We start from the raw sequence: 24,596 nt of genomic DNA, 5'->3' as shown, positions 1-24,596 counted from the left end.
GCGCCACCATCTGGTGGTGATGCTGCGCGAGCAGGAGGGCCGCGATCCGACCCCCTCGGCCGCCATTCTCGACACCCAGAGCGTTAAAACCACGGGAAAGGGGGCGCGCGTGGCTTCGACGCGGCCAGGAAGGTCAAGGGCCGCAAGCGGCTTCCTTCACCAAGCTTTTGAAGCGCGCTGTCAGCAGCCGAGGCCGGATGGACGAGAGGCGGGCAGGATTGAGTGGTGGAAGGTTGCGGGTGTTTGCCGAGGTTAGCCTTTGCAGGACATCCGGGCGGAGGGTCCGCAAGGCCTTCGCCAAACTCCGGCTTTGCTCCATCGACCATATTTGCGGCGAACCGCCGCCAGCAAACAGGACATGCTCCAAGTCCTTTGCGGCAAGCATGAGGGCCGCCCCTTCCGGGTGATCCTCCAGCCGGCACCGTCCGGCCAACCGATCACGCCATCGGGTGAAGGTCGTGTAGATGGCGCGTGGGTCGTTCCCCCGGCAGGCTCGCAGCAGTGTATTGAACATGCTGCGTTCCGATTGCTGCCGCCGAAGGCGCCACGCTTTCCATGCTTGAGCAAGACGGTCCCTTGCCAAAACGGCGAGGACGGTCAGCAGGATAATCCCACCGAAAACCACCGCCAGCATCCAGATCCGTCCTGGACCAGCATCCGGCGAGCCGCCCGGCGGCATGACCAATGGCGGTGGAGCGGCAACGGTTACGCGAACCGCCGGGAAAGTGACGGTGCGCAGACGGTCGGACTCCAGGTCCCACCATGTCTGCGACACGGCCGGCAGGTCGAAGCGCCCTGCCGTCTCGAAGACGTAGGTTGTCCGGTCCGTGCGCTCCCCGGTCAGATCGCCGCGCTCGATCCGGTCGTCGATCCGGGCTGGCTCCCCATAGACGCGCACCCCGTCCGGCGCCGAAAAGCGGATGTCCGGAAGCGCGCTGCCCGGAACATCGGCAACCTCCCGCGTGATGGTGCGGACCAGGGCGTCACCGGCCTTGAACGCTGTGTCCGGTTCCGGCGCCCAGCTCTCGTGCGCGCTCAGCCGTGTAGACGCGGTCACCGCCTGCGACGGGTCGACCCCCGGGGGCACGGTGACGGACAGCGTCAGCGCGGTGCCGGACACCACACCGGTTTCATGCCCGTCGCGGTCGAGAAGCACGACATTGGCTGCCGGGATGGTCAGGGTGCCACCGCGCCGTGCGTACAGGGCGAATTCAAAGCGTTGGCCGACATAGGTCCGCCCCCGGATGCCTTCGCTCAGCGAGGTCGCTTGGGTCTCGAAGCGAAAGACCTGCGCGGCATCCATGGCCGGCAACGTGACACGCGGCGGGTGGGCCATCCCATCCAGAAACAGGACGTCGACGAACACGCGCACATGCTGCCCGATGATGGCGGTCTGGTCCGGGCGGCTCGACGTGCGAACCACGACCGGGGGCGTGCCCGTTCCCTCCTCCGCGCGCGCCGAACCGGCGGTCATGCCGCCGATGGACAGCACCATCGCCAGCCAGACCGCCACCCAACCGCACCGCTGCGGCTTGCGGGCCAGGCTCATGGCGAACCTCCCGGAGCAGTGCCGGCTCCAGGCGCTGCCTGAAGCTGGTAGGCGAAGCGCGCCCGCAGGAAATCGGCGGGCTGCGTCTGGACCCGCTTGAGCCACAGGGCGCGGATCGCCTCGTCGCTCATCGGGGCACCGCCGGAGGTCTCCGTGTCCTTGCCGCCATCCTTCTTGGTTCGGTCATAGACGACGTCGTCCGGGTCATCCTCGGTGTCGCCGTCGTCGCCCCCTTTCGCCCGGACACGGTCGGCGCGCAGACGGGCGAGCGTCCGGTTGGCCTCGGCGTCCGCCCAGCCGGGCCTGAGGGCGAGCGCCCGGTCGTAGCGGGCGACCGCGTCGTCGTATTTTCCCTGCATCACCAAGGCATTGCCCTGATCGTAGGCGGCCTCGGCGGTGTCGATGCCGGCGAACTGCGGTGCCGCGTCCTTGAAGTTGCCGGCCTTCATCAGCGCCACGCCGCGCCACATCGGATCGATGAAGGCGTCGGCGGCCTCGGCGTACCGCCCCCGTTCCATAAGCCAGCGGCCACGCTGGTCGGGCGTCGCCCACAAGTCCTTCCAGCCGAGGAGCAGCGTGGCGCCGGCCAGGGAGAGGAGAACGATGGCGAGAAGACCAACCACTGCGTTCCTCATGCCGCCAGACTCCAGCCGCGCCGGAACCACCCGAGCACCAGCGCGGCGATCAAGGGGGTCAGCCAATATCCCGCGTCCTGCCAGCGAGCCTCATCTCCCTGGGCGGTGGCCGCCGGGGCGGTCGCGGAATCCAGGCGACGGGCGACGGATGCGGCGTCGGTGGGATCGGGGGTCACCTCCACCAAACGGGCGTCCAAGGTGGTGGCAGCGTTCTGCAAAGTGGTGTCCTGAGCGGCGCGGTCCGGAGGCAGCATGGCCCACAGGACGGTTGGCGGCCGATCGGCGCTCTGGCCCGTGCTCCGCAACGCGTTGGCCTGATCGGGCGCCACCGCATCGGCCAGCACGACCAGCGAACCGCCGCGCTTGCCCTCCGCCAGCACCCGCGCCGCCAGGGCCACCGCCTGGGCAAGCTGGTCGCCTTCGCGCGGCATGATCTCCGGAGAGAGGGCGCGGGCCATGGTCAAAACCACGTCCTTGTCCGTCGTCGGCGGCAGGACCAGATGCGCCGAGCCGCTGTAGGCGACGAGGCCGGTGGCCGCCCCCTCCCGCCGGTCCAGGAGGTCGGAGATTTTCTGCCGGGCCCGTTCCAGCCGGGTTGGCGGCAGGTCGGGCGCCGTCATGGTCGGGGTCACGCGCAGGACGATCATGGCGGGCGGGGCAGCGTCGGCGAACAAGGAAGGCTCCCGCCGCCACGTCGGTCCGGCCATCGCCACGATCCCCACGAACCACCCGAACAGCAGAAGCGTACCGGGTGCGAAGCGCCGGTTGGCTCCGCCGCCGACGGTCAGATGGGCCAGCAGTTCCGGAGCCATGGCGGCCCGCCAGGGCCGCAGCGGATCGCCCGTCCGGCGGTCGAGCCACCACAAGGCTACCGCGGGGATCAGCAGCAGCAACCACCAGGGACGCAGCACATGCAGCTCGGACAACGGATCGGTCATGGGCGCACTCCCGGCGTCGCGGCTGAATGGCCATCGGCGCGCCCGGACGGGGAGCCGCGGCGCAGCCTCGGCAGCAGGCCGAGTGTCTGGGCCGCCATGCTCAGGATGGTGAGCGCCGCCAGCGGCACCCAGAACAGGTCGGTCCTCGGCCGGACGGACACGGTGTCCACCTTCCGGGTTTCGATGGCGTCGAGCCGTTGGTAAACCTCAGCGAGCTGGGTCCGATCAAGCGCGCGGAAGAAGCCGCCGCCGGTTGCGTCCGCCACGTCCCGCAGGGCCTTCTCGTCGAGCGCGTCCTCGCCGACCGCGGTCGGATCGCCGATAGCGATGGTGTGGATGGTGATCGCCTTGTCCTTGGCGACGCGGGCGGCCTCCGCCGGCGGGACGCGGCTCGCCGTGTCGTTGCCGTCGGTCAGGGCGATGATCGTCTTGGCCGGCACCGTCGAGCGCTCGAACAGCGTGATGCCCAATCCGATGGCGTCGCCGAACACGGTGCGTGGACCGGCCATGCCGACCTGCATCTCCTGGACGAGACGGCGGCAGAGCCCAAGATCGGCGGTGAAGGGCACCAGCGTGAAGGGCGCGTTGCCGAAGACCACCACGCCGACCCGGTCGCCGTCGCGGCGCGACAGGAAATCGTCGAGCACCTGCTTCACCGCCGTCAGCCGGTCCACCGCCACTCCGCTGGCGTCGGTGAAATCGCGCGTCTCCATGGAACCGGACAGATCGACCAGCAGCAGGAGGTCCCGCGCCGGCTGGTCCCGGTGCAGCGGCGGCTCGATCCATTGTGGACGCGCCAGGGCGCCGACCGACAGGCACCAGCACAGGATCAGCACGGCGGTCCGCCAGATGCCCCGCCGGGCAACGGCGGTTCCCCCCTGGGGTGCCGCTCCGGTGAGCGCGACCAGGGTGGCGAAGAAGGGCACGCGCACCGCCGGTCGCCGTTCGATGCGCGGCGGCACCATCCGGTGGACGATCCACGGCAGGGGCAACAGGAGCAGCAGCCACGGATAGGCCAACGTCAGCATAGCCAGCCGCTCCGTCTTGATGCCGGAGCGCGGTGGGTCCGGAGCCACAGGCGGGCCGTGGCAGCGATCTCCCGCAGGGCGTCCGTGCCGCCCTCGGCGGCCCCGTAGACGAGGTCGGGAAGACGCCGCGCCGGCCCCGTTGTGAAACGGTCGGTTCCCGCGGTTCGGTCGAGAAAGGCGAGCCACGAGGCTCCGTCGAGGCCGGCGACCTCCGACCGGGGATAGGCGGCGAGCGCTGCCCGCTTCAGCAGCAAGGCCATGCGTTGGGCGAGCAAGGCCGCATCGGCTTTGCCGATGTCACCCTCCAGCGCGTCGAGGACTCGCAGGGCCTCCCGGCGGTAAGCGTTGGCGCGATAACGGGCCATGGCGTGGACGGCCAACAGGAAACCGGCCAGCAGAACCCCCGCGGCCAGAATCCACCAACCCGGCGCTGGGGGCCACCAGGGAACCGGGTTGGGGAGCGCAAGGTCGCGGAGGTTGGACAGGCTCGCCGGATCGTCGCTCATCCGCGCACTCCTCTCCGCTCCGCTGCGGAAGACGCCACGCGGTGCCCGAGCAGGTCGCGAAGTTGATCGACCACATCGTGGTCGGTGGCGATGGGCAGAACCGGAATGGCGTGGTCGCGCGCGAAGCCGGCGATGCGCGCCCGACGCTCGGCGAAGCCGGCGGCGAAGCGATCGAGCAAGCCGCGCGCCGCCGTGTCGACCTCGATCTGATGCGGCCCCTCCGCGACGACCACCCGGCCCATATCCGGCAAGGCCGCTTCCATCGGGTCGTGGATGAACACCGTCAGCACGTCGTTGTGCGCGGCGATCCGCGTGACGAGCCGGACGGTCTCATCGTCAGCGCCGAAGGCGTCGGTGATGAGGCACAGCAGGCCGTCGTGCGGGATCAGGCGGGTGGCCCGTCGCAGGGCATCGTTGAACAGGCCCGGATCGGCCAAAGTTTCTCCGTCGGCGCGCAACGCCCGGTTCTGACGGACCACGGCTTCCAGGAGGCCGGGGACCGCCCCGCTCCGTGCCTGTGGCCTGATCTCGGCCACCTCGCCCTCGGAAAAGACGATGGCTCCGACGCGGTCGCCGAGCGACGTGACGCGCCAGGCCGACAGCGCCGCGACCTCCGCGGCGACGACCGACTTCATGGCCCGCCGGCTGCCGAAGAACATGGACAGGCGCTGGTCCACCAGCAGCAGCACGGTCCGGTCCCGTTCCTCCGTGTAGACGCGCACGTAGGGGCTGCCAAGCCGGGCGGTGGCGGGCCAGTCGATGGTCCGGATGTCGTCGCCTTCGACGTAGCGGCGCAGTTCCTCGAAGTTCAGCCCGCGCCCGCGCAGCCGTGAGGCGTGGCGTCCGGTCAGGATGCTGTGGACCGGCTGCCGCGGCAGGAAGCTGAAGCCGCGCGCCCGATGCCGGAGGCGCTGCAGGGCGTCGAGCGTGACATAGGCCCGCGCCGCGCCGTTGGACGGCGCCTTGCGTTGCCAACGCTTCGGTTCATCCATCGCCATTCGTCGTCCTCCGCACGCCGGTTCAGGCCGCGACGGCAACCTGCCGCAGGATCTCGTCGATCACCCCATTGCTGGTCACGCCGTCGGCGATGGCGTCGTAGGTCAGAGACACGCGGTGGCGCAGACAGTCGTGCGCGACGGCCTGCACATCCTCAGGCACCACGTAGGTCCGCCCCTGCAGCCACGCATGGGCGCGCGAACAACGGTCGAGCGCCAGCGAGCCGCGCGGACTGGCGCCCACCGCGATCCAGGTCTTGAGCGTGTCGCCATACTCCTCGGGCCGCCGGGTCGCCGCGATCAGGGCAACGATGTAGCTTTCGATCGCCTCGGCGGTCGTCACCTCGGCAATCTCCGCCCGCGCGTCGAAAACACAGCGTTGGGCGATGCGCTCCTCTTGCGGCGCACGGTCCGCTTCGGGAACTCCCCCCTGCTCCCGCCGCACCAGCCGCAGCACCTCCACCTCGTCGGCATCGCTCGGGTAATCGATCCGGACATGCATGAGGAAGCGGTCCATCTGCGCCTCGGGGAGCGGGTAAGTGCCTTCCTGTTCGATGGGATTCTGCGTCGCCAGCACCATGAACAGGCCGGGCAGCGGGTACCGCTTGCCGGCAACGGTCACCTGCCGCTCCTCCATTGCCTCCAGCAGGGCGGACTGCACCTTGGCCGGCGCCCGGTTGATCTCGTCGGCGAGGATCAGATTCCCGAAGATCGGGCCCTGGCGGAAGGTGAAGGCCGCATCGCCCACGCCGTCACTGCGGTAGATCTCACCGCCCGTGATGTCGGAAGGGAGCAGGTCCGGGGTGAACTGGATGCGGCTGAAGTTGGATTCCAGGCTCTTCGACAGGCTCTTGATCGCGCGGGTCTTGGCAAGGCCGGGCAGGCCCTCCATCAGCACGTTGCCATCCGCGAGAAGCGCGATGACGAGCCGTTCAACGACGCGTGCCTGTCCGATGATGGACCGGTTGACTCGCCGCTGAAGCTCCAGGATGGACTCGCGTGCCGTCATATCGGCGCTCCCCGCCCATTGTTCACGGTGTACGTTCACCGCTGAAAGGGAAAGACGGTCTTCCAATCCGCCTTCATGTTGACGACGAGCCAGCCGCGCCCCGGCGCCTCGTCCAGCGCCTTGTCCAGCTTTCCGACCGCCGAGTTGCGGTCGTAGGCCCATTCCCGCTCGGCGTCCGTGTGGTGGACGAGCAGGGCGAAGCGAGGTCCCGGTGCCAGGGTGGTCCATTGCAGCATCTGCAGGTCGCCGTCCGAGTTGCCCGCCGCGAAGATCGGCCGGCGCCCGATGGCCTTGGCGATTCCGACCGGCTTGCCGGGGCCGTCGTCGATGAAGTCGATCTCCGGCAACCGGCGCAGCGCCGGGCTGTCGCCGGTCAGCTCGTAGCGGAGCTTGATGCTGGAGCCGACGACCTGCTCCGGCGGAATGCCGTAGATGGCCTCCGTCCACGGGCGCATGAATTCGACCCCGCCGCCGGACACGATGTAGACCTTGAAACGCTGGTCCTTCAGGTAGGTCACCAGCTCGATCATCGGCTGGTAGGCCAAGTCAGTGTAGGGACGGTCGAAGCGCGGGTGCCGGGCCGTCGTGATCCAGGACCGGACGGCCTCCGCGAACTCCTCCGAGGTCATGCCCGCGTGCGTGGCCATGACCAAGCTGTCGATGGCCCGCATGCCACCCGCGGCGACGGCTTTCTGGTCGCCTTCCAGTGCTGCCTTGTAGGGCTGTTCGGTGCGCCATTCCGGATGCTGCGGCGCCATGTCCTTCAGGCGGTCCATCAGAAAGGCGGCCTGGACGTAGCCGGGTTGCTCCGCCCACAGCGTGCCGTCGTTGTCGAAGGTGGCGATGCGCTGGTCGGTTGGAACGAAGTCCGCACCGCCCTCGGTTGTCACCCGCGCGACGAACGCGATGATCGCGGCCTTGGCCGCGCCGTCGTTCCACGAAGGCAGCGGATCGCGCTCCGCCGCTCCGCCCGGTCCGGCGAGGATGCCGGAGGCCAACGCCAGGATGCAGGCCATGGCAACCCATCGGGCAGCGGCCAATCGGACCCAGGACATCCGGCAACTCGACAACGGCATGGTCGCACCCCTGTTGTTCAACCGAAACGGCATGGCCGCTCAGTGCGGTGTCGAGGATGGTTGCGGCACCCACAGCGGCAAGGAGACGGTGAGAAATCCGGTCGTCCCGCCGGGGACGCGGTTTTCCACGGCGAACTCGCGGTAGACCTTGATGCGGGTGGAGACCGGCGCCTTACCGATCTGGAAATTGTACCCGGCGGTGCCGCCGAGCGCAGTCACGCGCCCTTTGAAGTCCCCCAGCACGGCACCGGAGCCGCTGTCGCCGCTGATCTGCTGGTAATGGTAGCCGACGATCCCGATCGAGAAGTCCTTCGACAGATACTGGGACGCCGCCCACTCCAGATGCAATTCCGTACCGGTCCGGTAGTCGGTCGCCGGGTTTTCGCCGTTGAACGTCACGCCGATGACCCCGGACAGGTCGAGCCCCCGATCCGTGTCGAGCCAGGTGACCGCGCCGCTGACGTCGGCCGCCCAGCGATTGAAGGAGATGTTGGCGAGCGCGCCCTTGCGGTAGTCGCCGACGGGCGTGTTGACCGACACGATGCCCGTGGCGCGGAGCCGCCCGGACTCCCAGCCGAGCATGCCGGAAAACACCGGATCGCCGATGGTGAAGGCGCTGTCGCTGGTGGAACTGCTGTAGGGGCCGACCACCGCGCTCGCCGATACGTCCGGCCCTCCGAACGGGATGGTCGCGGAAAAGGCGAGCCGGGCACCGCCCAACGTCCAGGGCGTCGACCATACGAACGTCGGCAGGTCGATGTAAGCGCGTGAGCGGAAATCCGTGGCGAGATTGCCGTGCACCGGAAGCGTCCGCGAACTGCTTCGGTCCGCGTGGAAGACGTAGAAGTCGTTCTGGAAAAAGACGCCTTGCGGCGGAACGGCCGCGGCCAACGGCCCGCGTGATCCGAGCAGATAGAATCCGGTCCCATTCTCGGCCGCGCGTGCCTCCTGCACCGGAAGGCCGCATCCGATCGCAGCGGCCCAGACTCCGCACAGCCACGTTCCCAAGGAAACCCCAAGGGAGGTCCTTCGGCGGCTTGTCAGCCCGTCGCCACACGGATCGGGCCCGACTGCGCCAACGTCGAAAGGCATGGCACCATCCTGTTCAGGTTCGAGATCTTATCCGCCGGTCCCACTTGTCACGCTGTTCCGATGGCCTATCCGGTGATGGCCTACCCCGGTGGCTCCTTCATTGTCCCAGGCTGAACTGAAGATTGAGGCCCGCGAAGACCTGCCAGCGGGGAATGCCCGCCCCATGGTGTAGGACTGTGTATTGGGGCTCGATATAGGCGTTCACCGATGCGGTCCGGCTGACTTGCCAGACCTTGCCCACGCCAAACCCCAAGGGGGCATAGCGTGTGTCGTTCTCGATATCGAAGCTCCAGATGGCGGAGGACCGCAAATAATACCCGTCCGGCAAATTGTAGAAGAGTATGGGCTGGACGGTCAGCAACTTGACCGCTTCCCGATCGTCGTCGCCTGCAAAGGATTGTTGATAGGTCAACAGACCGCCGACCAGCCCCCACGACTGTGGTGCGACCGCAACGCCTGCCGCCCCCGCTTGCCATTTTCCAGCGCCAAGCACCCGGCTGCTGGCGGTCGGCGCGACCAGCATCGGACCGAGGCCGAATGAAACGTCCTTTCCCGGAAACATGAAAAGATCCATCAGCGTCAAGTCACCCAAGCCCGTTTCCGAGCCATCGGGAAGCGTCGGAGCGGTCGCGATGGGCAACGTGAACCGGAAAAGTTGTGGAGCGCCGAACAGGTCGGACGGTACCAACCCACGAAACAGAAGCTGGTTGGCGTCCTGATCCGGCCCCCTGATGAAAGAGGGAATGTAATAATCCTGAAGATTGAAAGTGATCTTGGGAGTCAATGGGTTGTTGGCCTCATTCTGTCCGCTGTTCGGCGCATTGGGCTGCTTTCCAGCCTCCTGTGCCGTCGAGGTCGATGCGAGAGCGGCATACGCAGCAAAGACCACAAAGACGCTGCTCACTCTTCCGAGCGAACCGCGAGATGTGTCATCCATTGACTTCTCCTGACAAGGGAGCCACCCCTTGCATTGACCGATTGGCATCACGCAACGGCCCTTTAAGGCCCGTTCACCTTTTGCCCACACCTCACTAAAAAGCTTGGCTAACTCAGGGCAATAATTCATACCATTAATTTAAACATAGCCCATTGACGGAGACACAGCTTGGTCAATGTACACCGCTAGAACAATCTACATTTTCTCTGAAAATTTTTTGATTTCTGGAATAGATATCCGACTGAGAATTTGATGCATCGCCATCTCAGGTTGGTGTCTGGCATAATTTTTTGAACGAGAAAGCATTTTACCGTAACGCCGAGCGTTTATTACCTATGAGAGGCCCCGTCGGCACAGGAGGGGGCGAACGTTTGTGGGAGCCGGCAGGCTCGGTAGGTTTGCGCATTGCGATGCGTGGTCTGGGGGCAGCCCTGATGACGAGCAAAGTTCCATTGCCGTTGCTGTACGTGTTTGCCGTACGCTGAAACAGCACCCACCCAATTGAAACGGTAACTAACCTGTTTCGGGGAAGACGGTTTGGTCCATCTCTGTTACGGCTTACTCATCAAAGGTTGCCTACTTCGCTCCGCTGCCACGCAGGTCCGCTCTCCCAGGTGAGCGCTCGCGCGTCGCGTCGCCATGTGCCCGCTGTAGCGGGCTGGGACCGGAAAAGGAGAGCGCCATGGTTCCCGTACCTTTATCCGCCGTGCGCTCATCCGATGCGTACGGAGGGGCATCATTGAATGCCTGGACCTGGCTGTGCCGGCTGACAATCGGCGGCCAACTGATTATGGTCGCCGTATCGCTGATGCTTACGCTTCTCTTCGCTTTTTCCACCAAGGCACAATCGCCGCCGAATGAGCCAGCCAAACTGAGCAGCGTACAGCTTCAGACGCTGGTGAGCCGGGTGGCCCTATACCCGGATGACCTTCTGGCGATCGTGCTTCCCGCCTCCACCCAACCCCTTCAAGTCGTCGAAGCACAACGGCTCCTTGAGCAGCGCCGCAGCAATCCGAAGGTCGGCCCTCCCAAGAGTTGGGACCCGAGCGTCGTCGCGCTTCTCAATTACCCGGATGTTCTCAAGGTGATGAACGACGACCTCGATTGGACCCAGCAACTGGGCGAAGCCGTGGTGCGGCAGCAGAGCGAGGTCATGGATGCGATCCAAGGCTTTCGTCAGAAGGCCTACGCCGCTGGCAATTTGGTGTCCAACGACAAGCAGACGGTGACCAAGCAGAAGGAAAGCATCGTGGTGCACTCGGCTGACCCCACGGTGATTTACGTGCCGACCTACAACCCCGCGACGGTCGTCTATGTAACGCCGCCCACCGCGCCACCTCCTTACTACTGGTCGCCACCTTATCCGTATTATTACGACCCTGCGGCGGCTTTCTTCACCGGGGCGGTGTTCGGTACGGCCTTGGGCTTCGCCCTGTCATGGGACAATCACGACATCTACCATGGCGATGTGAACATCAACCGCAACGTCAACATCAACACGCAGAATGTCCGCGCACGGATCGACGGCATTTCGCAAAATCGCGAAAATCGTTGGCATTCCGCCAACACCGAGCTGGGACGGCAGGCCCATGTGAACCGGATGGGCGGTGCAGGACGCGCGGCCGCGCCATTGAACGCCGAGCAGGTTCGCCGCGGACTGGCCAACGCAACGCCTGAACGGCGGGCATTCTCTCAGCGCCCACAGGGGGCGGCGGGTCTGGACCGGGCGCCCGCCTCGCTGGCCAACCGCGGCATTGCCGGGGCTGGGGAGCATTTCAATCCCGGCGGACACAACGCCTTCTCCAACATCGAACATGGATCGCTTGCGGAGCATCAGAGTCTGCGCGGCCTTCAGAGCCTTGGGGGAGCGGGTGGGTTCCAGGGGGCGGGAGGATTTGGGGGATTCCATGGCGGCGGTTTCCATGGCGGCGGCTTTCACGGCGGCTTCCACAGACGCTGAACGGTTCGCGACGACGGCATCCGGAGGATCACGATGACTGGAGCGCACCGCCTGAGACGAACAATTCTGGCCGGCATCCTGGCGCCAATCGTGGCTATGTTCACCATAGCGGCGGCCTTCGCCCAGTCGCAGACCACGCCGCCCGCCATGGGAGCACCTGCACCGTCCGCCGATCAGCGCAGCTTCGCAACGGCTCGGGAAGCCGCGGACGCCTTTGTGGCCGCCCTTGCCGCGGACGACACGCGAAGCCTGTTGGCGATGTTCGGCCCAGGCAATGCCGACCTTGTGGAAGGCCCCGACCCGGCAAGTGCCCGCGTGGATCGGCAACGCGCGGCGCGCGGCGCGAAGGAGGGGATGCGCCTGCAGGAAGAAGGCGATGTCGCCGGCATTCTTCTTGGGCATCAGAACTGGCCCTTCCCGATACCGCTCGTGCGCATCGGCCAGCGGTGGTTCTTCGACACGCCCGCCGGCGAAGAAGAGATATTCGTGCGCCGGATCGGCGCCGACGAACTGGACGCCATCGCGGCTTTGCACGCCTTCGTCCAGGCTCAGCGGGATTACATGGAACGGTCGAAAGCGGGAGGCCGCCCAGCCGCCTATGCACGCTACATCCAGAGCACGCCGGGCAGCACCGATGGGCTGTGGTGGCCCGCGCAAGCCGGCCATAGCAAAGCCGCTGGAAACGGAACCGAGGCCACGCACGCGAGCCCGTTGTCGGCCTTTGTCGAAAGGCAGCATGCCTTTCTGGAGGGCCGGCGGCCCGGCGATCCGTACCGTGGGTACTGGTTCCGCATTCTGACGGCGCAGGGGCCGGGCGCTCCGGGCGGGGCGATGAGCTATCTGGTCGACGACCGTCTTGAGAAGGGGTTCGCCATCCTGGCTTGGCCATCCGACTACGGAGAAAACGGCATCATGAGTTTCCAGGTCGGCCCGGACGGCCATGTTCTGCAAAAGGATCTGGGGAATGACACGGTGGCGGTTGCGCAGTCCATCTGGGCCTACGATCCATCCGATGGATGGATGCCGGTCACTCCTCGATGACGCTCCACCGATGCTGGAATGCAGCAAGCCGCAGCCGCACACGCGAGAGCCGACCAGGTTGCGGGGGTGAGCGGGGCTCGCAATGCCCTTCAACGTTACGTGTAAGTTACCCCGCCGAGGATTGCCGCAACACAACCACCGCACCACGCTTCTGGCGAAGTCGCCCACGCCTCGATCGGCGCGGTTGTCGGGGGCCAGCGAGACCGGTGCTTTGCAGCTTCCGTTGCGTCGACCTGCGAACGCCATTCCTTGAACGAGGATGACACGTCAGCCATGAGCACCGATGCGCCAGCGTGCTGCCCGAAGCCAGCCGCTCCCCTGGACCAGGGCCAGGATCACCTTCAGGACCAGGGAATGGTCTGGATTCCCGGAGGCACCTTTCGGATGGGGTCCGATCGGCATTACCGGGAGGAAAGCCCCACCCACCGCGTCGCCGTCGATGGCTTCTGGATGGACGCCGTCGCCGTGACCAACGAACAGTTCCGGCGCTTCGTCGCGGCCACGGGTTATGTCACAGTCGCCGAGCGGCCGCTCGACCCGGTGGATTATCCGGGCGCCTTGCCCGGTATGTTGCAACCCGGAGCCCTGGTGTTCCACAAGGCAAGCCGCCCCGTTGACCTTCGGAACCTCGCCAACTGGTGGTCGTATGTGCCAGGGGCGAACTGGCGCAACCCGGAAGGGCCGGGCAGCGGAATCGACGACCGCCCGGACCATCCGGTCGTCCACGTCGCGTACGAGGATGCCGAGGCCTATGCCCGCTGGGCCGGGAAGACGCTGCCCACGGAGGCCGAATGGGAGTTCGCCGCGCGTGGCGGCCTGGACGGCACGATTTATTGCTGGGGCGACGAGTTCATGCCGGACGGCCGCCACATGGCCAACACGTGGCAAGGGCAGTTTCCTTGGCAAAATCAGGAGTCCGACGGGTTCGAGCGCACCGCTCCGGTCGGTTCCTACCCCGCCAACGGCTACGGCCTGTTCGACATGGCGGGCAATGTGTGGGAGTGGACCTGCGACTGGTACAGCGCCCGGCATCCGGCCGACGCGGGCAAGCCCTGCTGCATTCCGAGCAACCCACGCGGCGCCCCGCGGGAGAGCAGCCTCGACCCGGCCCAGCCCAACATCCGCATTCCGCGCAAGGTGGTGAAAGGGGGCTCGTTCCTGTGCGCCCCTAGCTATTGCGAGCGGTACCGGCCCGCGGCCCGTCAGCCGCAGATGATCGACAGCGCCATGTCCCACATCGGGTTCCGGTGCATCATCCGAAAAGGGAGGGAAATGTGAGCGGTTCCGCAAACCACGATGATGAGCAGCCAAAACCAAGGGTCCTCAGCCGCCGCAACATGCTGCTGACGGGGACGACCCTCGCCGCGGCATCCGCCCTCGACCCCGCGGCCCTGATCGGTTCCGCCAAAGCCCAGCCCCAACCACAGCCGGGGCAGCCGCAAGCCCAGCCGTCCGGCGCCCATCCCAACATCCTGGTGATCTTCGGCGACGATGTCGGGCAATCGAACATCAGCGCCTACACCTTCGGCCTGATGGGCTACCGGACTCCGAACATCGACCGCATCGCCCGCGAAGGCATGATGTTCACCGACTACTATGCGGAGCAGAGCTGCACCGCGGGGCGGTCGTCCTTCATCACCGGGCAATCGACGCTGCGCACCGGCCTGTCCAAGGTCGGCGTGCCAGGAGCCACGGTGGGCCTGCAGAAGGAGGACGCCACCCTCGCCGAACTGCTCAAGCCCCTCGGCTACGCGACCGGCCAATTCGGGAAGAACCATCTGGGGGACCGCGACGAATTTCTGCCGACCAACCACGGCTTCGATGAGTTCTTCGGCAATCTCTACCACCTGAACGCGGAAGAGGAACCGGAACAGCGCACCTACCCGCGGGACCCCGAATTCCGCAAGCGGTTTGGTCCGCGCGGCGTGCTCAAGGCATCCGCCGACGGCAAGATCGAGGACACCGGCCCGCTCACAAAGAAGCGGATGGAGACGATCGACGACGAGACCTCGGCCGCCGCGATGGATTTCATCGACCGGCAGGTCAAGGCGAGCAAGCCCTTCTTCTGCTGGTTCAACAGCACCCGCATGCATTTCCGAACGCATGTGCGTGAGGAGCACCGCAGCCCACCCGGCTTGACCGCCCGGACCGAATACGCGGACGGCATGGTCGAGCACGACGGTCACATCGGGTTGCTGCTCAAGAAACTCGACGACCTCGGAATCACCGACAACACCATCGTGCTCTACACGACGGACAACGGGCCGCACATGAACGCTTGGCCCGACAGTGCCATGACCCCCTTTCGCAGCGAGAAGGACACGAATTGGGAGGGGGCCTTCCGTGTGCCCTGCATGATCCGTTGGCCTGGGAAAATCCGAGCGGGGACCGTATCGAACGAGATCGTCAGTGGCCTGGACTGGGTTCCAACCCTCATGGCCGCCGCCGGGGATACGGACGTCAAGGACAAGCTGCTGAAAGGACACGGTGCCGGCGGCAAAACCTTCAAAGTCCATCTCGATGGCTACAACCAGCTCCCACACCTGCTTGGCCAGCAGGACCGTGGCGCCAGAAGGGAGTTCTTCTATTTCGACGATGACGGCGATCTGGTTGCCATGAGGTTCGAGAACTGGAAGATCGTGTTCTCCGAGCAGCGGGCGCCGGGAACCATGCGCATCTGGGCCGAGCCGTTCACGACGTTGCGTCTGCCCAAGCTGTTCGACCTGCGCGCCGACCCGTATGAGCGGGCGGATGTCACCTCCAACACCTACTACGACTGGTTCGTATCCCAACCATACATCATCTTCGCCGCGCAGACGGAGGTGGGTAAGTTCCTGGAGACATTCCGGGAATTCCCACCGCGGCAGCGTGCAGCGAGCTTTACGGTCGACCAGATCATCGAGAAGATGCAAAAGAATTTGGAGGTTAAGCAGTAACACCCTTATGGCATCGAAGCAGCGTAGACCGTTAGGCGGTCCACGCTGTGAACAGACGTGGGATCTCGATGTTGATCTGAACAGCAACCGTTGCCAATGATGGCAAATAATATCCCAGACCCACACTACCACACACACTAAGTACTTCGGGAAGCCGCTCATTAACGGCAGCCTCGACCGCGCGCTGCGGCACCGAAATTTCAACGTGGTCGACAGCGCGATCCGCTACCGCGACAACTGGACCCAACTCGAGACAGAATGGGCAGTGTCGGACGCCCTCACCCTGCGCATCACTGCATATCACCTGACGAGCCATCGGCACTGGAAGAATGTGGAGAGCTACGCCTGGAACGCCGCCACGCGGCGGGTCAACCGCAGCAGCTACATCGAGATCTATCACGACCAGCGACAGGTCGGCGACCGCTTCGACGCGACGTGGCGCAGCCAGCTGTTTGGCATGAGGAACGAGTTGGTCGGCGGCTTCGACGTCAACCGGATCACTTCCAGAACAGCAGGAATTCGCCCTATAGAGGAACCAGCAGCGTCGATCCCTTCGACCCCTCGCCCGGCCTGTTCGTCAACCTCGCCGGCACCACGGCGCGGCTCCGGTCGAAGACCGATCAGTACGCGCTGTTCCTGGAGGATCGGCTGTCGGTGACCGACCGCCTCGCGCTGGTCGGCGGACTACGCCACGGCGGTCGATCCGGTCGGCAATCTGATCTCGCTGTCCCCTGCCCAGAGGGATTTCGACCTGTCCACCGGCCGCCAGATCGAAGTGGGCGTCAAGCAGTCCTTCCTGGAGGGACGCGGCGAATGGACGCTCGCCGCCTACCACATCGTCAAGGACAAACTGCTGACCACCGATCCGAACCGGCCGGGGATCACCGTGCAGGTCGGCCAGCAGTCGTCACGTGGACTGGAGGCGTCCCTGTCGCTTGGCCTGTGGGAGGGGGTGCGGGGGGACGTGAACGGCGCGCTGCTGCGGACGAAGTACGACGACTTCATCCAGACGGTGTCGGGGCGTGCCGGAACGCACCGCCAATGCCTGGGCAAGCTGGGCCTTCCTGCCGGGCTGGGAGGCGCGGGCCGGCGTGCAGTATATCGGCAAGACCTACGCCGACGTCGCCAACACCGTCACGCGGCCCGCCTATACAGTGGTCAACGCCGGCCTGGATTACCGGCCCACCGACAACACCAAGCTCAGCCTGCGCGCCTTCAACCTGTTCGACGAGGTCTACGCGGTGGCCAGTGGAACGACGAGCTGGAAGTTGGGCCGGCCGCGCTCGGCCGAACTGGCCTTCTCCATGACCTTCTGACGGTCCGATCGATCAGAGGTGCTTTCTGTCAGCCTGCACGGTTCGGAGCGGCGCACCGTGCAGGGGGGCCTTTCCAGAAACGTTTGTCGGCAAGGGTTAATGAAGGAAAGCACAAGTGGCACGGCAAGCCCTCATCAGCGAAGGATGGTGCTGCTCCCAGACCTCTGGAATGTCCTGGCCGAGTCCGTCCATAATGGGAGTTAAAGCATGCACGTTGCATCGGCCCACCTGTTGCACGGAGTTGGCCATGCGTTCCTGAGGCTGAATGTACGGCCGCTCACACAGCAGGACCATCCCAGTTGGTGCGGCAGATTTAGCACCAACTCCACCTCATCCATCGCACCGGCGACGGATCAGCTGTAGATCTTTTCGAGAGCATCCCACTCGGGCTTGCCAACCAGACGCTGGCGCTCGGCGAACGGCGTGACGAGGCCACTCGACTCCTTAACCTCCTTGTCGTCGCGCAGCACGGTCAGCGCCTTCTGCATGCCTGCCACGGCACCCTGCAAGGCGGCGTTGGCATAGAGGACGATGCCATAGCCAAGTTCCGCCAGTTCGGTCGCATTGACGATCGGCGTCCGGCCGCCGATCACCATGTTCATCAATTGCGGCTTTTCCAAACGACGCGGCAGAGCGCGGATGTCGTCGGCCGTCGTCACGGCCTCGACAAAGAGGATGTCGGCGCCGGCCTCGGCGAAGCGCTGGGCGCGCTCGACGGCGGCCTCGAAACCGTGCACGGCGGCGGCGTCGGTGCGCGCCATGATCAGGAGATCCGCGTCGCGGCGGGCATCGGCCGCGGCCTTGATCTTGCTCACCGCCTCCTCGGTGGAGATCACGTCCTTGCCGGAGAAATGGCCGCAGCGCTTGGGCGCCACCTGATCTTCGAGCTGGATGCAGTCGGCGCCCGCGCGCTCCAGCGTGCGGACGGTGTGGTAGACGTTGAGCGCGTTGCCGAAGCCGGTGTCGGCGTCGACGATCAGAGGAACGCTCACCGCGTCGCGGATGCGCGCCGTGTGGTCGGCGATCTCGGCCAGCCCCATGAAGCCCTGGTCGGGCATGCCGAACCACATGTTGGTCACGCCGGCGCCGGTGATGTAGATGGCCTCGAATCCCAGATCCTCCACCACCTTGGCGGACAGGGCGTTGAAGGCGCCGGGAACGATGGCGCCGCGGCGGGCTTCGACGAGGGTCTTGAGCGACTTGCGGGTGGACATGGCGTTTCCTTGGAATTTCGAACGTTGGGGTTCAAAACGAATCGGCGGGCACACACACCCAGCCTTCCATCAGCACACGGGCGCTGCGGCTCATGATCGCCTTGGTGACGGTCCATCGGCCGTCCACCAGCGCCGCCTCGGCACCGACGCGCAGCGTGCCGGACGGGTGGCCGAAGCGGACCGCGTTGCGCGTGCCGCCACCGGCCGCCCGGTTGACCAGCGTGCCGGGCACCGCGGCGGCGGCGGCGATGGCGACCGACGCCGTTCCCATCATCGCGTGGTGCAGCTTGCCCATGGACAAGGCCCGCACCAGCAGGTCGATGTCGCCGGCCTCCACCCGCTTTCCGCTGGACGCGGTGTAGGCGTCGGGCGGGGCGACGAAGGCGATCTTCGGCGTGTGCTGGCGCCTTGCGGCCTCACCCGGTTCCCGGATCAGTCCCATGCGGAGCGCGCCAATGGTGCGCAGCGCCTCGAAGCGGGCGAGAGCCGTGGCATCGCCGTTGATCGCGGCCTGCGATTCGGTGCCGCGATAGCCGAGGTCGGCGGCATCGATGAAGATCGTCGGGATGCCGGCATTGATCAGCGTCGCCTTCAGCCGGCCACCGGGGACGAGGGAGTCCGGGACGTCGAGGTCGTCGATCGGATTGCCGGTCGGGAGCATCGACCCGCCGCCCTCGCTCTCTCCCTCGTCGGCGGGGTCGATGAACTCCAGCACGATCTCGGCCGCCGGGAAGGTCACGCCATCCAGCGCGAAACTGCCGGTTTCCTGGACCTGCCCGGCAGTGACCGGCACATGGGCGATGATGGTCTTGCCGATGTTGGCCTGCCAGATGCGCACCGTGCAGACGCCGTTCTCCGGAACGCGCGCCGGATCGACCAGCCCGGCGTGGATGGCGAAGGCGCCCGCCGCGGTGGACAGGTTGCCGCAATTGCCCGACCAGTCAACGAAGGCGGCGTCGATGGCGACCTGCCCGTACAGGTAATCGACGTCGTGGCCAGGGCGCGCGCTCTTCGACAGGATGACGCACTTGCTGGTGCTGGAGCTGGCGCCGCCCATGCCGTCGATGTGCTTGGCGTAGGGGTCGGGGCTGCCGATCACCCGCAGGAACAGCCGGTCGCGCGCCTCGCCCGGCACGCGGCAGCGCTCCGGCAGATCGTCGAGGCGGAAGAACACCCCCTTGCTGGTGCCGCCGCGCATATAGGTGGCGGGAATGCGGATTTGCGGTGCGAAGGCCATCAGGGGGCTCCTTTCTGCGCGCTTTCCGAGGCCAGGAAATCCTGCGCGAACCGTTGCAGCACGCCTCCGGCCTCATGGATCGACACCTCCTCGGCGGTGTCGAGGCGGCATGTCACCGGAACCCGCAAGGTTTCACCGTCGCGGCGATGGACGACCAGGGTCAGGTCGGTGCGCGGCCGGCGTTCGCCGGTCACATCGTAGGTCTCGCTGCCGTCCAGGCCCAGCGTCAGCCGCGTCGTGCCCGGCTTGAACTCCAGCGGCAGCACCCCCATGCCGATCAGGTTGGTGCGGTGGATGCGCTCGAAGCCCTCGGCGACGATGGCCTCGACGCCGGCCAGACGCACACCCTTGGCGGCCCAGTCGCGGCTCGACCCCTGGCCGTAGTCGGCTCCGGCGACGACGATCAGCGGCTGCCGGCGCTCCAGGTAGGTCTCGATGGCCTCCCACATGCGCATGACCGTGCCGTCGGGTTCCAAACGGGTCAGCGAGCCCTTCCTCACCGCCCCCTCCACCACGGCCATTTCATTGACCAGCTGCGGGTTGGCGAAGGTGGCGCGCAGGGCGGTCAGATGGTCGCCGCGGTGGGTGGCGTAGGAGTTGAAATCCTCTTCCGGCAGCCCCATCCGCGCCAGATATTCACCCGCCGCCGAATTGGCGAGGATGGCGTTCGACGGCGACAGGTGGTCGGTGGTGATGTTGTCCGGCAGCACCGCCAGCGGGCGCATGCCGGTGAGGGTGCGCGGGGTGGCGGCCAAAGCGCCCACCCCTTCAGTGTCCCAATAGGGCGGCCGGCGGATGTAGGTGGACGCCGGGCGCCAGTCGTAGAGCGGGCTGGTCTTTTCAACACCGTCGCGGTTCGCCGCGAACATCGGATCGTACACCGCGCGGAACTGCTCGGGCCGGACACAGGAGGCGACGATGGCATCGATCTCCGCGTCGGACGGCCACAGGTCCTTCAACGTGATCGGCTTGCCGTCCCGGTCCACGCCCAGGGCATCCCGCTCGATGTCCAAACGCACGGTGCCGGCGATGGCGTAGGCGACGACCAGCGGCGGCGAGGCGAGGAACGCCTGCTTGGCGTGGGGGTGGATGCGGCCGTCGAAGTTGCGGTTTCCGGACAGGACGGCGGTCGCGTACAGGTCGCGGTCGACGATCTCCCGCTGGATCGCCGGGTCGAGCGCGCCGGACATGCCGTTGCAGGTGGTGCAGGCGTAGGCAACGATGCCGAAGCCGAGCGTCTCCAGCTCGGCCAGCAGGCCGGCCTCCTCCAGGTACAGCCGGGCGACCTTGGACCCCGGCGCGAAGGAGGTCTTGACCCAGGGCTTGCGGACCAGCCCCAGCGCGTTGGCCTTCTTCGCCAGGAGGCCGGCGGCCACCACGTTGCGCGGGTTTGAGGTGTTGGTGCAGCTGGTGATGGCCGCGATGACCACCGCACCGTCCGGCAGCAGGCCGGCGCGCTCCTCCGCCTGCGCCGTGTCGAGACCGACGGCAATGCCGAGCTCCTTCAGCGCCGCGGTCGGCAGACGCCGGTGCGGGTTGGACGGGCCGGCCATGCTCCGTTCGACGCTGGCCAGATCGAATGCCAGCACGCGCTCGTACTCAGCGGTCCGCAGCGCGTCGGCCCACAGGCCAAGGGTCTTGGCGTAGGTCTCTACCAGCGCCACCTGCTCCGGCGCGCGGCCGGTCAGCCTCAGATAGTCGATGGTCTGCTGGTCGATGTGGAACAGCGCCGCGGTGGCCCCATATTCCGGGCACATGTTGGAGATCGTCGCCCGGTCCCCGATGGACAGGCCAGCAGCCCCCTCGCCGAAGAACTCGATCCAGGCGCCGACCACGCGCTGTTCACGCAGGAACGCGGTGAGGGCCAGCACGATGTCGGTCGCGGTGATGCCGGGCTGGCGCGCGCCGGTCAGGCGGACGCCGACAATGTCCGGCAGCCGCATCATCGAGGCGCGGCCGAGCATCACCGTTTCGGCCTCGAGCCCGCCGACGCCGATGCCGATGACGCCCAGGGCGTCGACGTGCGGGGTGTGGCTGTCGGTGCCGACGCAGGTGTCGGGGAAAGCCACCCCGTCACGGAACTGGATCACCGGCGACATCGTCTCCAGGTTGATCTGGTGCATGATGCCGTTGCCGGCCGGGATCACATCGACGTTCTCGAAGGCGCGTTTGGTCCAGTCGATGAAATGGAAACGGTCCTCGTTGCGGCGGTCCTCGACGGCGCGGTTCTTCTCGAACGCCTGCGGGTCATCGCCGCCATACTCGACGGCCAGCGAATGATCGACGATGAGCTGCGTCGGCACCACCGGGTTGACCTTGGCCGGATCGCCGCCCTGCTCGGCAATGGCGTCGCGCAGGCCGGCCAGATCGACCAGGGCGGTCTGGCCGAGGATGTCGTGGCAGACGACGCGGGCCGGGTACCAGGGGAAATCGCGGTCACGCCGGCGTTCGACGAGCTGCCGCAGGGCGTCGTCGAGCAGCGCCGGGTCGCAGCGGCGCACCAGCTGCTCGGCCAAGACGCGCGACACGTAGGGCAACCCGTCCCAGGCCCCCGGACGGAGGGCGTTCACGGCGGCACGGGCGTCGAAGTGGTCGAGCGGCGTTCCCGGCAGCGGCTTGCGGTGGGCGGTGTTCATGGCGCGTCCTCACTGGCGCTGGTCGATGGCCACGAAAACGCGATCGTCCGGCCCGACATAGTTGGCGCTGGGGCGGATGATCTTGTTGTCGATGCGCTGTTCGATGATGTGGGCGGCCCAGCCCGACGTGCGGGCGATCACGAACAGCGGCGTGAACATGGCCGTCGGCACACCCATCATGTGATAGCTGACGGCGCTGAACCAATCGAGGTTGGGGAACATCCGCTTGACCTCCCACATCACCGCTTCGAGCCGGGCGGCGATGTCGAACATCCGGGCCGATCCGGCGTCCACCGACAGCTTGTGGGCGACACCTCTGATGACGTCGTTGCGCGGATCGGAAACGGTGTAGACCGGGTGGCCGAAGCCGATCACCACCTCCTTGTTCTCGACGCGGCGGCGGATGTCGGCCTCCGCCTCGTCGGGGGTGTCGTAGCGCTTCTGGATCTCGAAGGCGACCTCGTTGGCGCCGCCATGCTTCGGCCCGCGCAAGGCGCCGATGGCGCCGGTGATCGCCGAGTACAGGTCGGAGCCCGTACCGGCGATGACCCGCCCGGTGAAGGTCGAGGCGTTGAACTCGTGCTCGGCGTAGAGGATCAGCGAGGTGTGCATGGCCCGCTCCCACAGCGCCGACGGCTTGCGGCCGTGCAGCAGGTGCAGGAAGTGGGCTCCGATGGACTCGTCGTCGGTTTCGACCTCGATGCGCCGGCCGTTGCTCGACCAGTGGTACCAGTAGAGCAGCATGGAGCCCAGCGAGGCCATCAGGCGGTCGGCGATGTCGCGGGCGCCGGGGATGTTGTGGTCGTCCTTTTCCGGCAGCGCGCAGCCCAGCGCCGACACGCCGGTGCGCATCACGTCCATCGGGTGGGCCGAAGCCGGCAGGCATTCCAGCGCTTGGCGGACGTTGGTCGGCAGGCCGCGCAGGGATTGCAGCTTGGCCTTGTACGCCTTCAGTTCGGCAAAGGTCGGCAGCTTGCCATGCACCAGCAGATACGCCACCTCCTCGAACTCGCAGCGCTCGGCGATGTCGAGGATGTCGTAACCCCGGTAATGCAGATCGTTGCCGGACTTGCCGACGGTGCAGAGCGCGGTGTTGCCGGCGGTGACACCCGACAGGGCCACGGATTTCTTGGGCTTGAAGGGGGTGGGCGCTGCCGTCTCGGGCGCGGACATGGACATCGGGTGGTTCCCTGTTCGAGAGCTGCCTGTCGGCGGACGGCGGGCCTGTACGACCCGTCGTCTGCCGACACGCGCATCATCGGAACGGAACGCCGCGCCGGGAATGGCTGAAAAGGTGGAGATTTGCCGAGGGGAACTTGCAAATTGGCAAAATTTGCGAAGATCGCGTCCGGACGCCCACGCACTCCACCGTCTTCAGGACGTCGCCGTGCCGGGCGCTTGCAGCCGGTCGAAGGCGGCCCAGACGCCATCCGTCCCGTCCCATTGGCCGCTGGTCGCGCCTTTGGAGTATTCGGTGGCGCGCTGCTCGAAGAAGTTGGCGTGCTCGACCCCGTTCAGGATCTCCACCAGCCAGGGCAGCGGGTGCGGCTTCACCGGCTCGTAGCCGCCGTCCACCGGCTTGAAATAGCCGTAGAGGGTCGGCAGCCGCAACTGCGTCAGCCGCCAGTCGGCGATGTAATGGACATAGGCGCGGATGTCCTCCGGCGTCATGCCCTCCACCGCACCCAGGCCGAAGGCCAGATCAATGAAACGCTCCTCCAGCCCGACCATGGTGCGGCAGACGTCCAGGATGTCGTCGCGCACCGCGGGTGTCATGGCGCCAGTCTCGCGGTTCCATTCGTGGAACAGCCGGATGATGCCCTCGCAGTGCAGGCTCTCGTCGCGCACCGACCAAGTGACGATCTGGCCCATCCCCTTCATCTTGTTGTGGCGCGGGAAGTTCAGCAGCATGGCGAAGCTGGCGAACAGGGCCATCCCTTCGGTGAAGGCGCCGAACATCGCCAGGGTGCGCGACACGTCGGCCACCGTGCCGACGCCGAAGCTGTGCATGTAGTCGGCCTTGTCGCGCATCTCCGCATAGTCGCGGAAGGCGGCGAACTCGGTCTCCGGCATCCCGATGGTGGTCAGCAGCAGGGCGTAGGCGTCGATGTGCACCGTCTCCATGTTGGTGAAGGCGGCCATCATCATCTGCACTTCCAGCGGCTGGAAGATCGGCATGTAGCGCTTCAGGTAATTGTCGCTGACCTCCACGTCGCTCTGGGTGAAGAAGCGGAAGATCTGGGTCAGCAGGTTGCGCTCGCCGTCGGTGACGCGGTCGGAGGTCCAGTCCTTGATGTCCTCGCCCAGCGGCACCTCCTCGCCCATCCAGTGGACCTGCTGCTGCTTCTTCCAGTAGGCGTAGGCCCAGGGGTAGCGCGAGACGTTGTAGGCGGCCGAGCCCTGCAACAGGCCGACGCGGCCGGTGCCGATCAGGCTGAGCGGGTTGATGTGGAGAAGCGAGCTCATGCGAAGGGGTCCGTGATGGCAAGGG

General features: G+C 66.4%; 21 protein-coding genes and 1 pseudogene. 7 read left to right on the top strand and 15 right to left on the bottom strand.

Features of this window, described 5'->3' with window-relative positions:
• Positions 1 to 133 precede the first annotated feature (133 nt).
• The 10 genes from Sp245p_RS27920 to Sp245p_RS27875 all read right to left on the bottom strand — a co-directional run bounded on the left by Sp245p_RS27920 (position 134) and on the right by Sp245p_RS27875 (position 9,765).
• The gene (locus tag Sp245p_RS27920) at positions 134 to 1,549 is read right to left on the bottom strand and encodes a BatD family protein (RefSeq protein WP_014242195.1); all 1,416 of its coding nucleotides are present in this window, start codon (positions 1,547 to 1,549) and stop codon (positions 134 to 136) included.
• Entirely contained in the window at positions 1,546 to 2,184 is a 639-nt protein-coding gene (locus tag Sp245p_RS27915; RefSeq protein WP_014242194.1) for a tetratricopeptide repeat protein, read from the bottom strand. The genes Sp245p_RS27920 and Sp245p_RS27915 overlap by 4 nt, the downstream gene beginning before the upstream one ends.
• Positions 2,181 to 3,122: a VWA domain-containing protein gene (locus Sp245p_RS27910; protein WP_014242193.1), complete on the bottom strand. Its 942-nt coding sequence runs from the start codon at positions 3,120 to 3,122 to the stop codon at positions 2,181 to 2,183. The genes Sp245p_RS27915 and Sp245p_RS27910 overlap by 4 nt, the downstream gene beginning before the upstream one ends.
• Positions 3,119 to 4,150, bottom strand: coding sequence for a VWA domain-containing protein (locus tag Sp245p_RS27905; RefSeq protein WP_052584463.1), 1,032 nt, complete (start codon positions 4,148 to 4,150; stop codon positions 3,119 to 3,121). The genes Sp245p_RS27910 and Sp245p_RS27905 overlap by 4 nt, the downstream gene beginning before the upstream one ends.
• Positions 4,144 to 4,656 (bottom strand): DUF4381 domain-containing protein, encoded by a 513-nt coding sequence (locus Sp245p_RS27900; RefSeq protein WP_014242191.1) that lies wholly within the window; start codon positions 4,654 to 4,656, stop codon positions 4,144 to 4,146. Before Sp245p_RS27900 ends, Sp245p_RS27905 begins: the two co-directional genes overlap by 7 nt.
• The gene (locus Sp245p_RS27895) at positions 4,653 to 5,654 is read right to left on the bottom strand and encodes a DUF58 domain-containing protein (protein ID WP_014242190.1); all 1,002 of its coding nucleotides are present in this window, start codon (positions 5,652 to 5,654) and stop codon (positions 4,653 to 4,655) included. Before Sp245p_RS27895 ends, Sp245p_RS27900 begins: the two co-directional genes overlap by 4 nt.
• 22 nt (positions 5,655 to 5,676) lie before the next feature.
• A complete protein-coding gene (locus Sp245p_RS27890; RefSeq protein ID WP_014242189.1) occupies positions 5,677 to 6,660 on the bottom strand; it encodes an AAA family ATPase in 984 nt (327 codons plus the stop codon).
• Between the two features lie 35 nt (positions 6,661 to 6,695).
• A complete protein-coding gene (locus tag Sp245p_RS27885) occupies positions 6,696 to 7,676 on the bottom strand; it encodes an HAD family hydrolase (protein WP_211101821.1) in 981 nt (326 codons plus the stop codon).
• A 99-nt stretch (positions 7,677 to 7,775) separates the two neighbouring features.
• On the bottom strand, positions 7,776 to 8,828 hold the full coding sequence (locus tag Sp245p_RS27880; protein WP_014242187.1) for a SphA family protein: 1,053 nt from the start codon (positions 8,826 to 8,828) through the stop codon (positions 7,776 to 7,778).
• A gap of 97 nt (positions 8,829 to 8,925) precedes the next feature.
• On the bottom strand, positions 8,926 to 9,765 hold the full coding sequence (locus Sp245p_RS27875; protein ID WP_014242186.1) for a hypothetical protein: 840 nt from the start codon (positions 9,763 to 9,765) through the stop codon (positions 8,926 to 8,928).
• Between the two features lie 682 nt (positions 9,766 to 10,447).
• Between Sp245p_RS27875 and Sp245p_RS27870 the strand changes: the two genes are divergently transcribed.
• The 7 genes and pseudogenes from Sp245p_RS27870 to Sp245p_RS36355 all read left to right on the top strand — a co-directional run bounded on the left by Sp245p_RS27870 (position 10,448) and on the right by Sp245p_RS36355 (position 17,018).
• Positions 10,448 to 11,725, top strand: coding sequence for a DUF3300 domain-containing protein (locus tag Sp245p_RS27870; RefSeq protein ID WP_109139100.1), 1,278 nt, complete (start codon positions 10,448 to 10,450; stop codon positions 11,723 to 11,725).
• Positions 11,726 to 11,758: 33 nt separating this feature from the next.
• Positions 11,759 to 12,766 carry a DUF2950 domain-containing protein gene (locus tag Sp245p_RS27865; RefSeq protein WP_014242183.1) on the top strand — a complete coding sequence of 336 codons (1,008 nt, stop codon included), beginning with the start codon at positions 11,759 to 11,761 and terminating at the stop codon, positions 12,764 to 12,766.
• A 273-nt stretch (positions 12,767 to 13,039) separates the two neighbouring features.
• A complete protein-coding gene (locus Sp245p_RS27860) occupies positions 13,040 to 14,044 on the top strand; it encodes a formylglycine-generating enzyme family protein (protein ID WP_109139099.1) in 1,005 nt (334 codons plus the stop codon).
• 59 nt (positions 14,045 to 14,103) lie between these two features.
• A complete protein-coding gene (locus Sp245p_RS27855) occupies positions 14,104 to 15,702 on the top strand; it encodes an arylsulfatase (protein ID WP_014242179.1) in 1,599 nt (532 codons plus the stop codon).
• 205 nt (positions 15,703 to 15,907) lie between these two features.
• Complete coding sequence (locus Sp245p_RS36010) at positions 15,908 to 16,360, top strand: hypothetical protein (RefSeq protein WP_307832844.1); 453 nt, start codon at positions 15,908 to 15,910, stop codon at positions 16,358 to 16,360.
• Between the two features lie 117 nt (positions 16,361 to 16,477).
• Positions 16,478 to 16,603, top strand: a pseudogene (locus tag Sp245p_RS36360) (TonB-dependent receptor domain-containing protein); the annotation flags it as partial.
• Positions 16,604 to 16,724: 121 nt separating this feature from the next.
• Positions 16,725 to 17,018, top strand: coding sequence for a TonB-dependent receptor domain-containing protein (locus Sp245p_RS36355; RefSeq protein ID WP_247887865.1), 294 nt, complete (start codon positions 16,725 to 16,727; stop codon positions 17,016 to 17,018).
• 353 nt (positions 17,019 to 17,371) lie between these two features.
• On the opposite strand, the gene Sp245p_RS27845 is transcribed toward Sp245p_RS36355, so the two are convergent.
• The 5 genes from Sp245p_RS27845 to Sp245p_RS27825 all read right to left on the bottom strand — a co-directional run bounded on the left by Sp245p_RS27845 (position 17,372) and on the right by Sp245p_RS27825 (position 24,571).
• A complete protein-coding gene (locus Sp245p_RS27845) occupies positions 17,372 to 18,232 on the bottom strand; it encodes an isocitrate lyase/PEP mutase family protein (RefSeq protein ID WP_014242175.1) in 861 nt (286 codons plus the stop codon).
• Between the two features lie 31 nt (positions 18,233 to 18,263).
• The gene (prpF, locus tag Sp245p_RS27840; protein ID WP_014242174.1) at positions 18,264 to 19,469 is read right to left on the bottom strand and encodes a 2-methylaconitate cis-trans isomerase PrpF; all 1,206 of its coding nucleotides are present in this window, start codon (positions 19,467 to 19,469) and stop codon (positions 18,264 to 18,266) included.
• Positions 19,469 to 22,105: a Fe/S-dependent 2-methylisocitrate dehydratase AcnD gene (gene acnD, locus Sp245p_RS27835; protein WP_109139098.1), complete on the bottom strand. Its 2,637-nt coding sequence runs from the start codon at positions 22,103 to 22,105 to the stop codon at positions 19,469 to 19,471. Before acnD ends, prpF begins: the two co-directional genes overlap by 1 nt.
• 9 nt (positions 22,106 to 22,114) lie before the next feature.
• Positions 22,115 to 23,284 carry a bifunctional 2-methylcitrate synthase/citrate synthase gene (gene prpC, locus Sp245p_RS27830; protein ID WP_014242171.1) on the bottom strand — a complete coding sequence of 390 codons (1,170 nt, stop codon included), beginning with the start codon at positions 23,282 to 23,284 and terminating at the stop codon, positions 22,115 to 22,117.
• Between the two features lie 195 nt (positions 23,285 to 23,479).
• Positions 23,480 to 24,571 carry a ribonucleotide-diphosphate reductase subunit beta gene (locus Sp245p_RS27825; protein ID WP_014242169.1) on the bottom strand — a complete coding sequence of 364 codons (1,092 nt, stop codon included), beginning with the start codon at positions 24,569 to 24,571 and terminating at the stop codon, positions 23,480 to 23,482.
• Positions 24,572 to 24,596 lie beyond the last annotated feature (25 nt).

Origin of the sequence: Azospirillum baldaniorum (assembly GCF_003119195.2) — a bacterium.
Lineage (GTDB): Bacteria > Pseudomonadota > Alphaproteobacteria > Azospirillales > Azospirillaceae > Azospirillum > Azospirillum baldaniorum.
This window is presented reverse-complemented; position numbering and strand designations above follow the sequence as displayed.

Bases quoted from the DNA above. Each gene is read 5' to 3' on its own strand.
- prpC (WP_014242171.1), bottom strand. From the start codon at position 23,284: ATGTCCATGTCCGCGCCCGAGACGGCAGCGCCCACCCCCTTCAAGCCC.
- Sp245p_RS27855 (WP_014242179.1), top strand. From the start codon at position 14,104: ATGCTGCTGACGGGGACGACCCTCGCCGCGGCATCCGCCCTCGACCCC.
- Sp245p_RS27845 (WP_014242175.1), bottom strand. From the start codon at position 18,232: ATGTCCACCCGCAAGTCGCTCAAGACCCTCGTCGAAGCCCGCCGCGGC.
- Sp245p_RS27890 (WP_014242189.1), bottom strand. From the start codon at position 6,660: ATGACGGCACGCGAGTCCATCCTGGAGCTTCAGCGGCGAGTCAACCGG.
- Sp245p_RS27910 (WP_014242193.1), bottom strand. From the start codon at position 3,122: ATGACCGATCCGTTGTCCGAGCTGCATGTGCTGCGTCCCTGGTGGTTG.
- acnD (WP_109139098.1), bottom strand. From the start codon at position 22,105: ATGAACACCGCCCACCGCAAGCCGCTGCCGGGAACGCCGCTCGACCAC.
- Sp245p_RS27865 (WP_014242183.1), top strand. From the start codon at position 11,759: ATGACTGGAGCGCACCGCCTGAGACGAACAATTCTGGCCGGCATCCTG.
- prpF (WP_014242174.1), bottom strand. From the start codon at position 19,469: ATGGCCTTCGCACCGCAAATCCGCATTCCCGCCACCTATATGCGCGGC.
- Sp245p_RS27920 (WP_014242195.1), bottom strand. From the start codon at position 1,549: ATGAGCCTGGCCCGCAAGCCGCAGCGGTGCGGTTGGGTGGCGGTCTGG.
- Sp245p_RS27895 (WP_014242190.1), bottom strand. From the start codon at position 5,654: ATGGCGATGGATGAACCGAAGCGTTGGCAACGCAAGGCGCCGTCCAAC.
- Sp245p_RS27915 (WP_014242194.1), bottom strand. From the start codon at position 2,184: ATGAGGAACGCAGTGGTTGGTCTTCTCGCCATCGTTCTCCTCTCCCTG.
- Sp245p_RS27885 (WP_211101821.1), bottom strand. From the start codon at position 7,676: ATGGCCTGCATCCTGGCGTTGGCCTCCGGCATCCTCGCCGGACCGGGC.
- Sp245p_RS27880 (WP_014242187.1), bottom strand. From the start codon at position 8,828: ATGCCTTTCGACGTTGGCGCAGTCGGGCCCGATCCGTGTGGCGACGGG.
- Sp245p_RS27860 (WP_109139099.1), top strand. From the start codon at position 13,040: ATGAGCACCGATGCGCCAGCGTGCTGCCCGAAGCCAGCCGCTCCCCTG.
- Sp245p_RS27900 (WP_014242191.1), bottom strand. From the start codon at position 4,656: ATGAGCGACGATCCGGCGAGCCTGTCCAACCTCCGCGACCTTGCGCTC.
- Sp245p_RS27870 (WP_109139100.1), top strand. From the start codon at position 10,448: ATGGTTCCCGTACCTTTATCCGCCGTGCGCTCATCCGATGCGTACGGA.
- Sp245p_RS27825 (WP_014242169.1), bottom strand. From the start codon at position 24,571: ATGAGCTCGCTTCTCCACATCAACCCGCTCAGCCTGATCGGCACCGGC.
- Sp245p_RS27875 (WP_014242186.1), bottom strand. From the start codon at position 9,765: ATGGATGACACATCTCGCGGTTCGCTCGGAAGAGTGAGCAGCGTCTTT.
- Sp245p_RS27905 (WP_052584463.1), bottom strand. From the start codon at position 4,150: ATGCTGACGTTGGCCTATCCGTGGCTGCTGCTCCTGTTGCCCCTGCCG.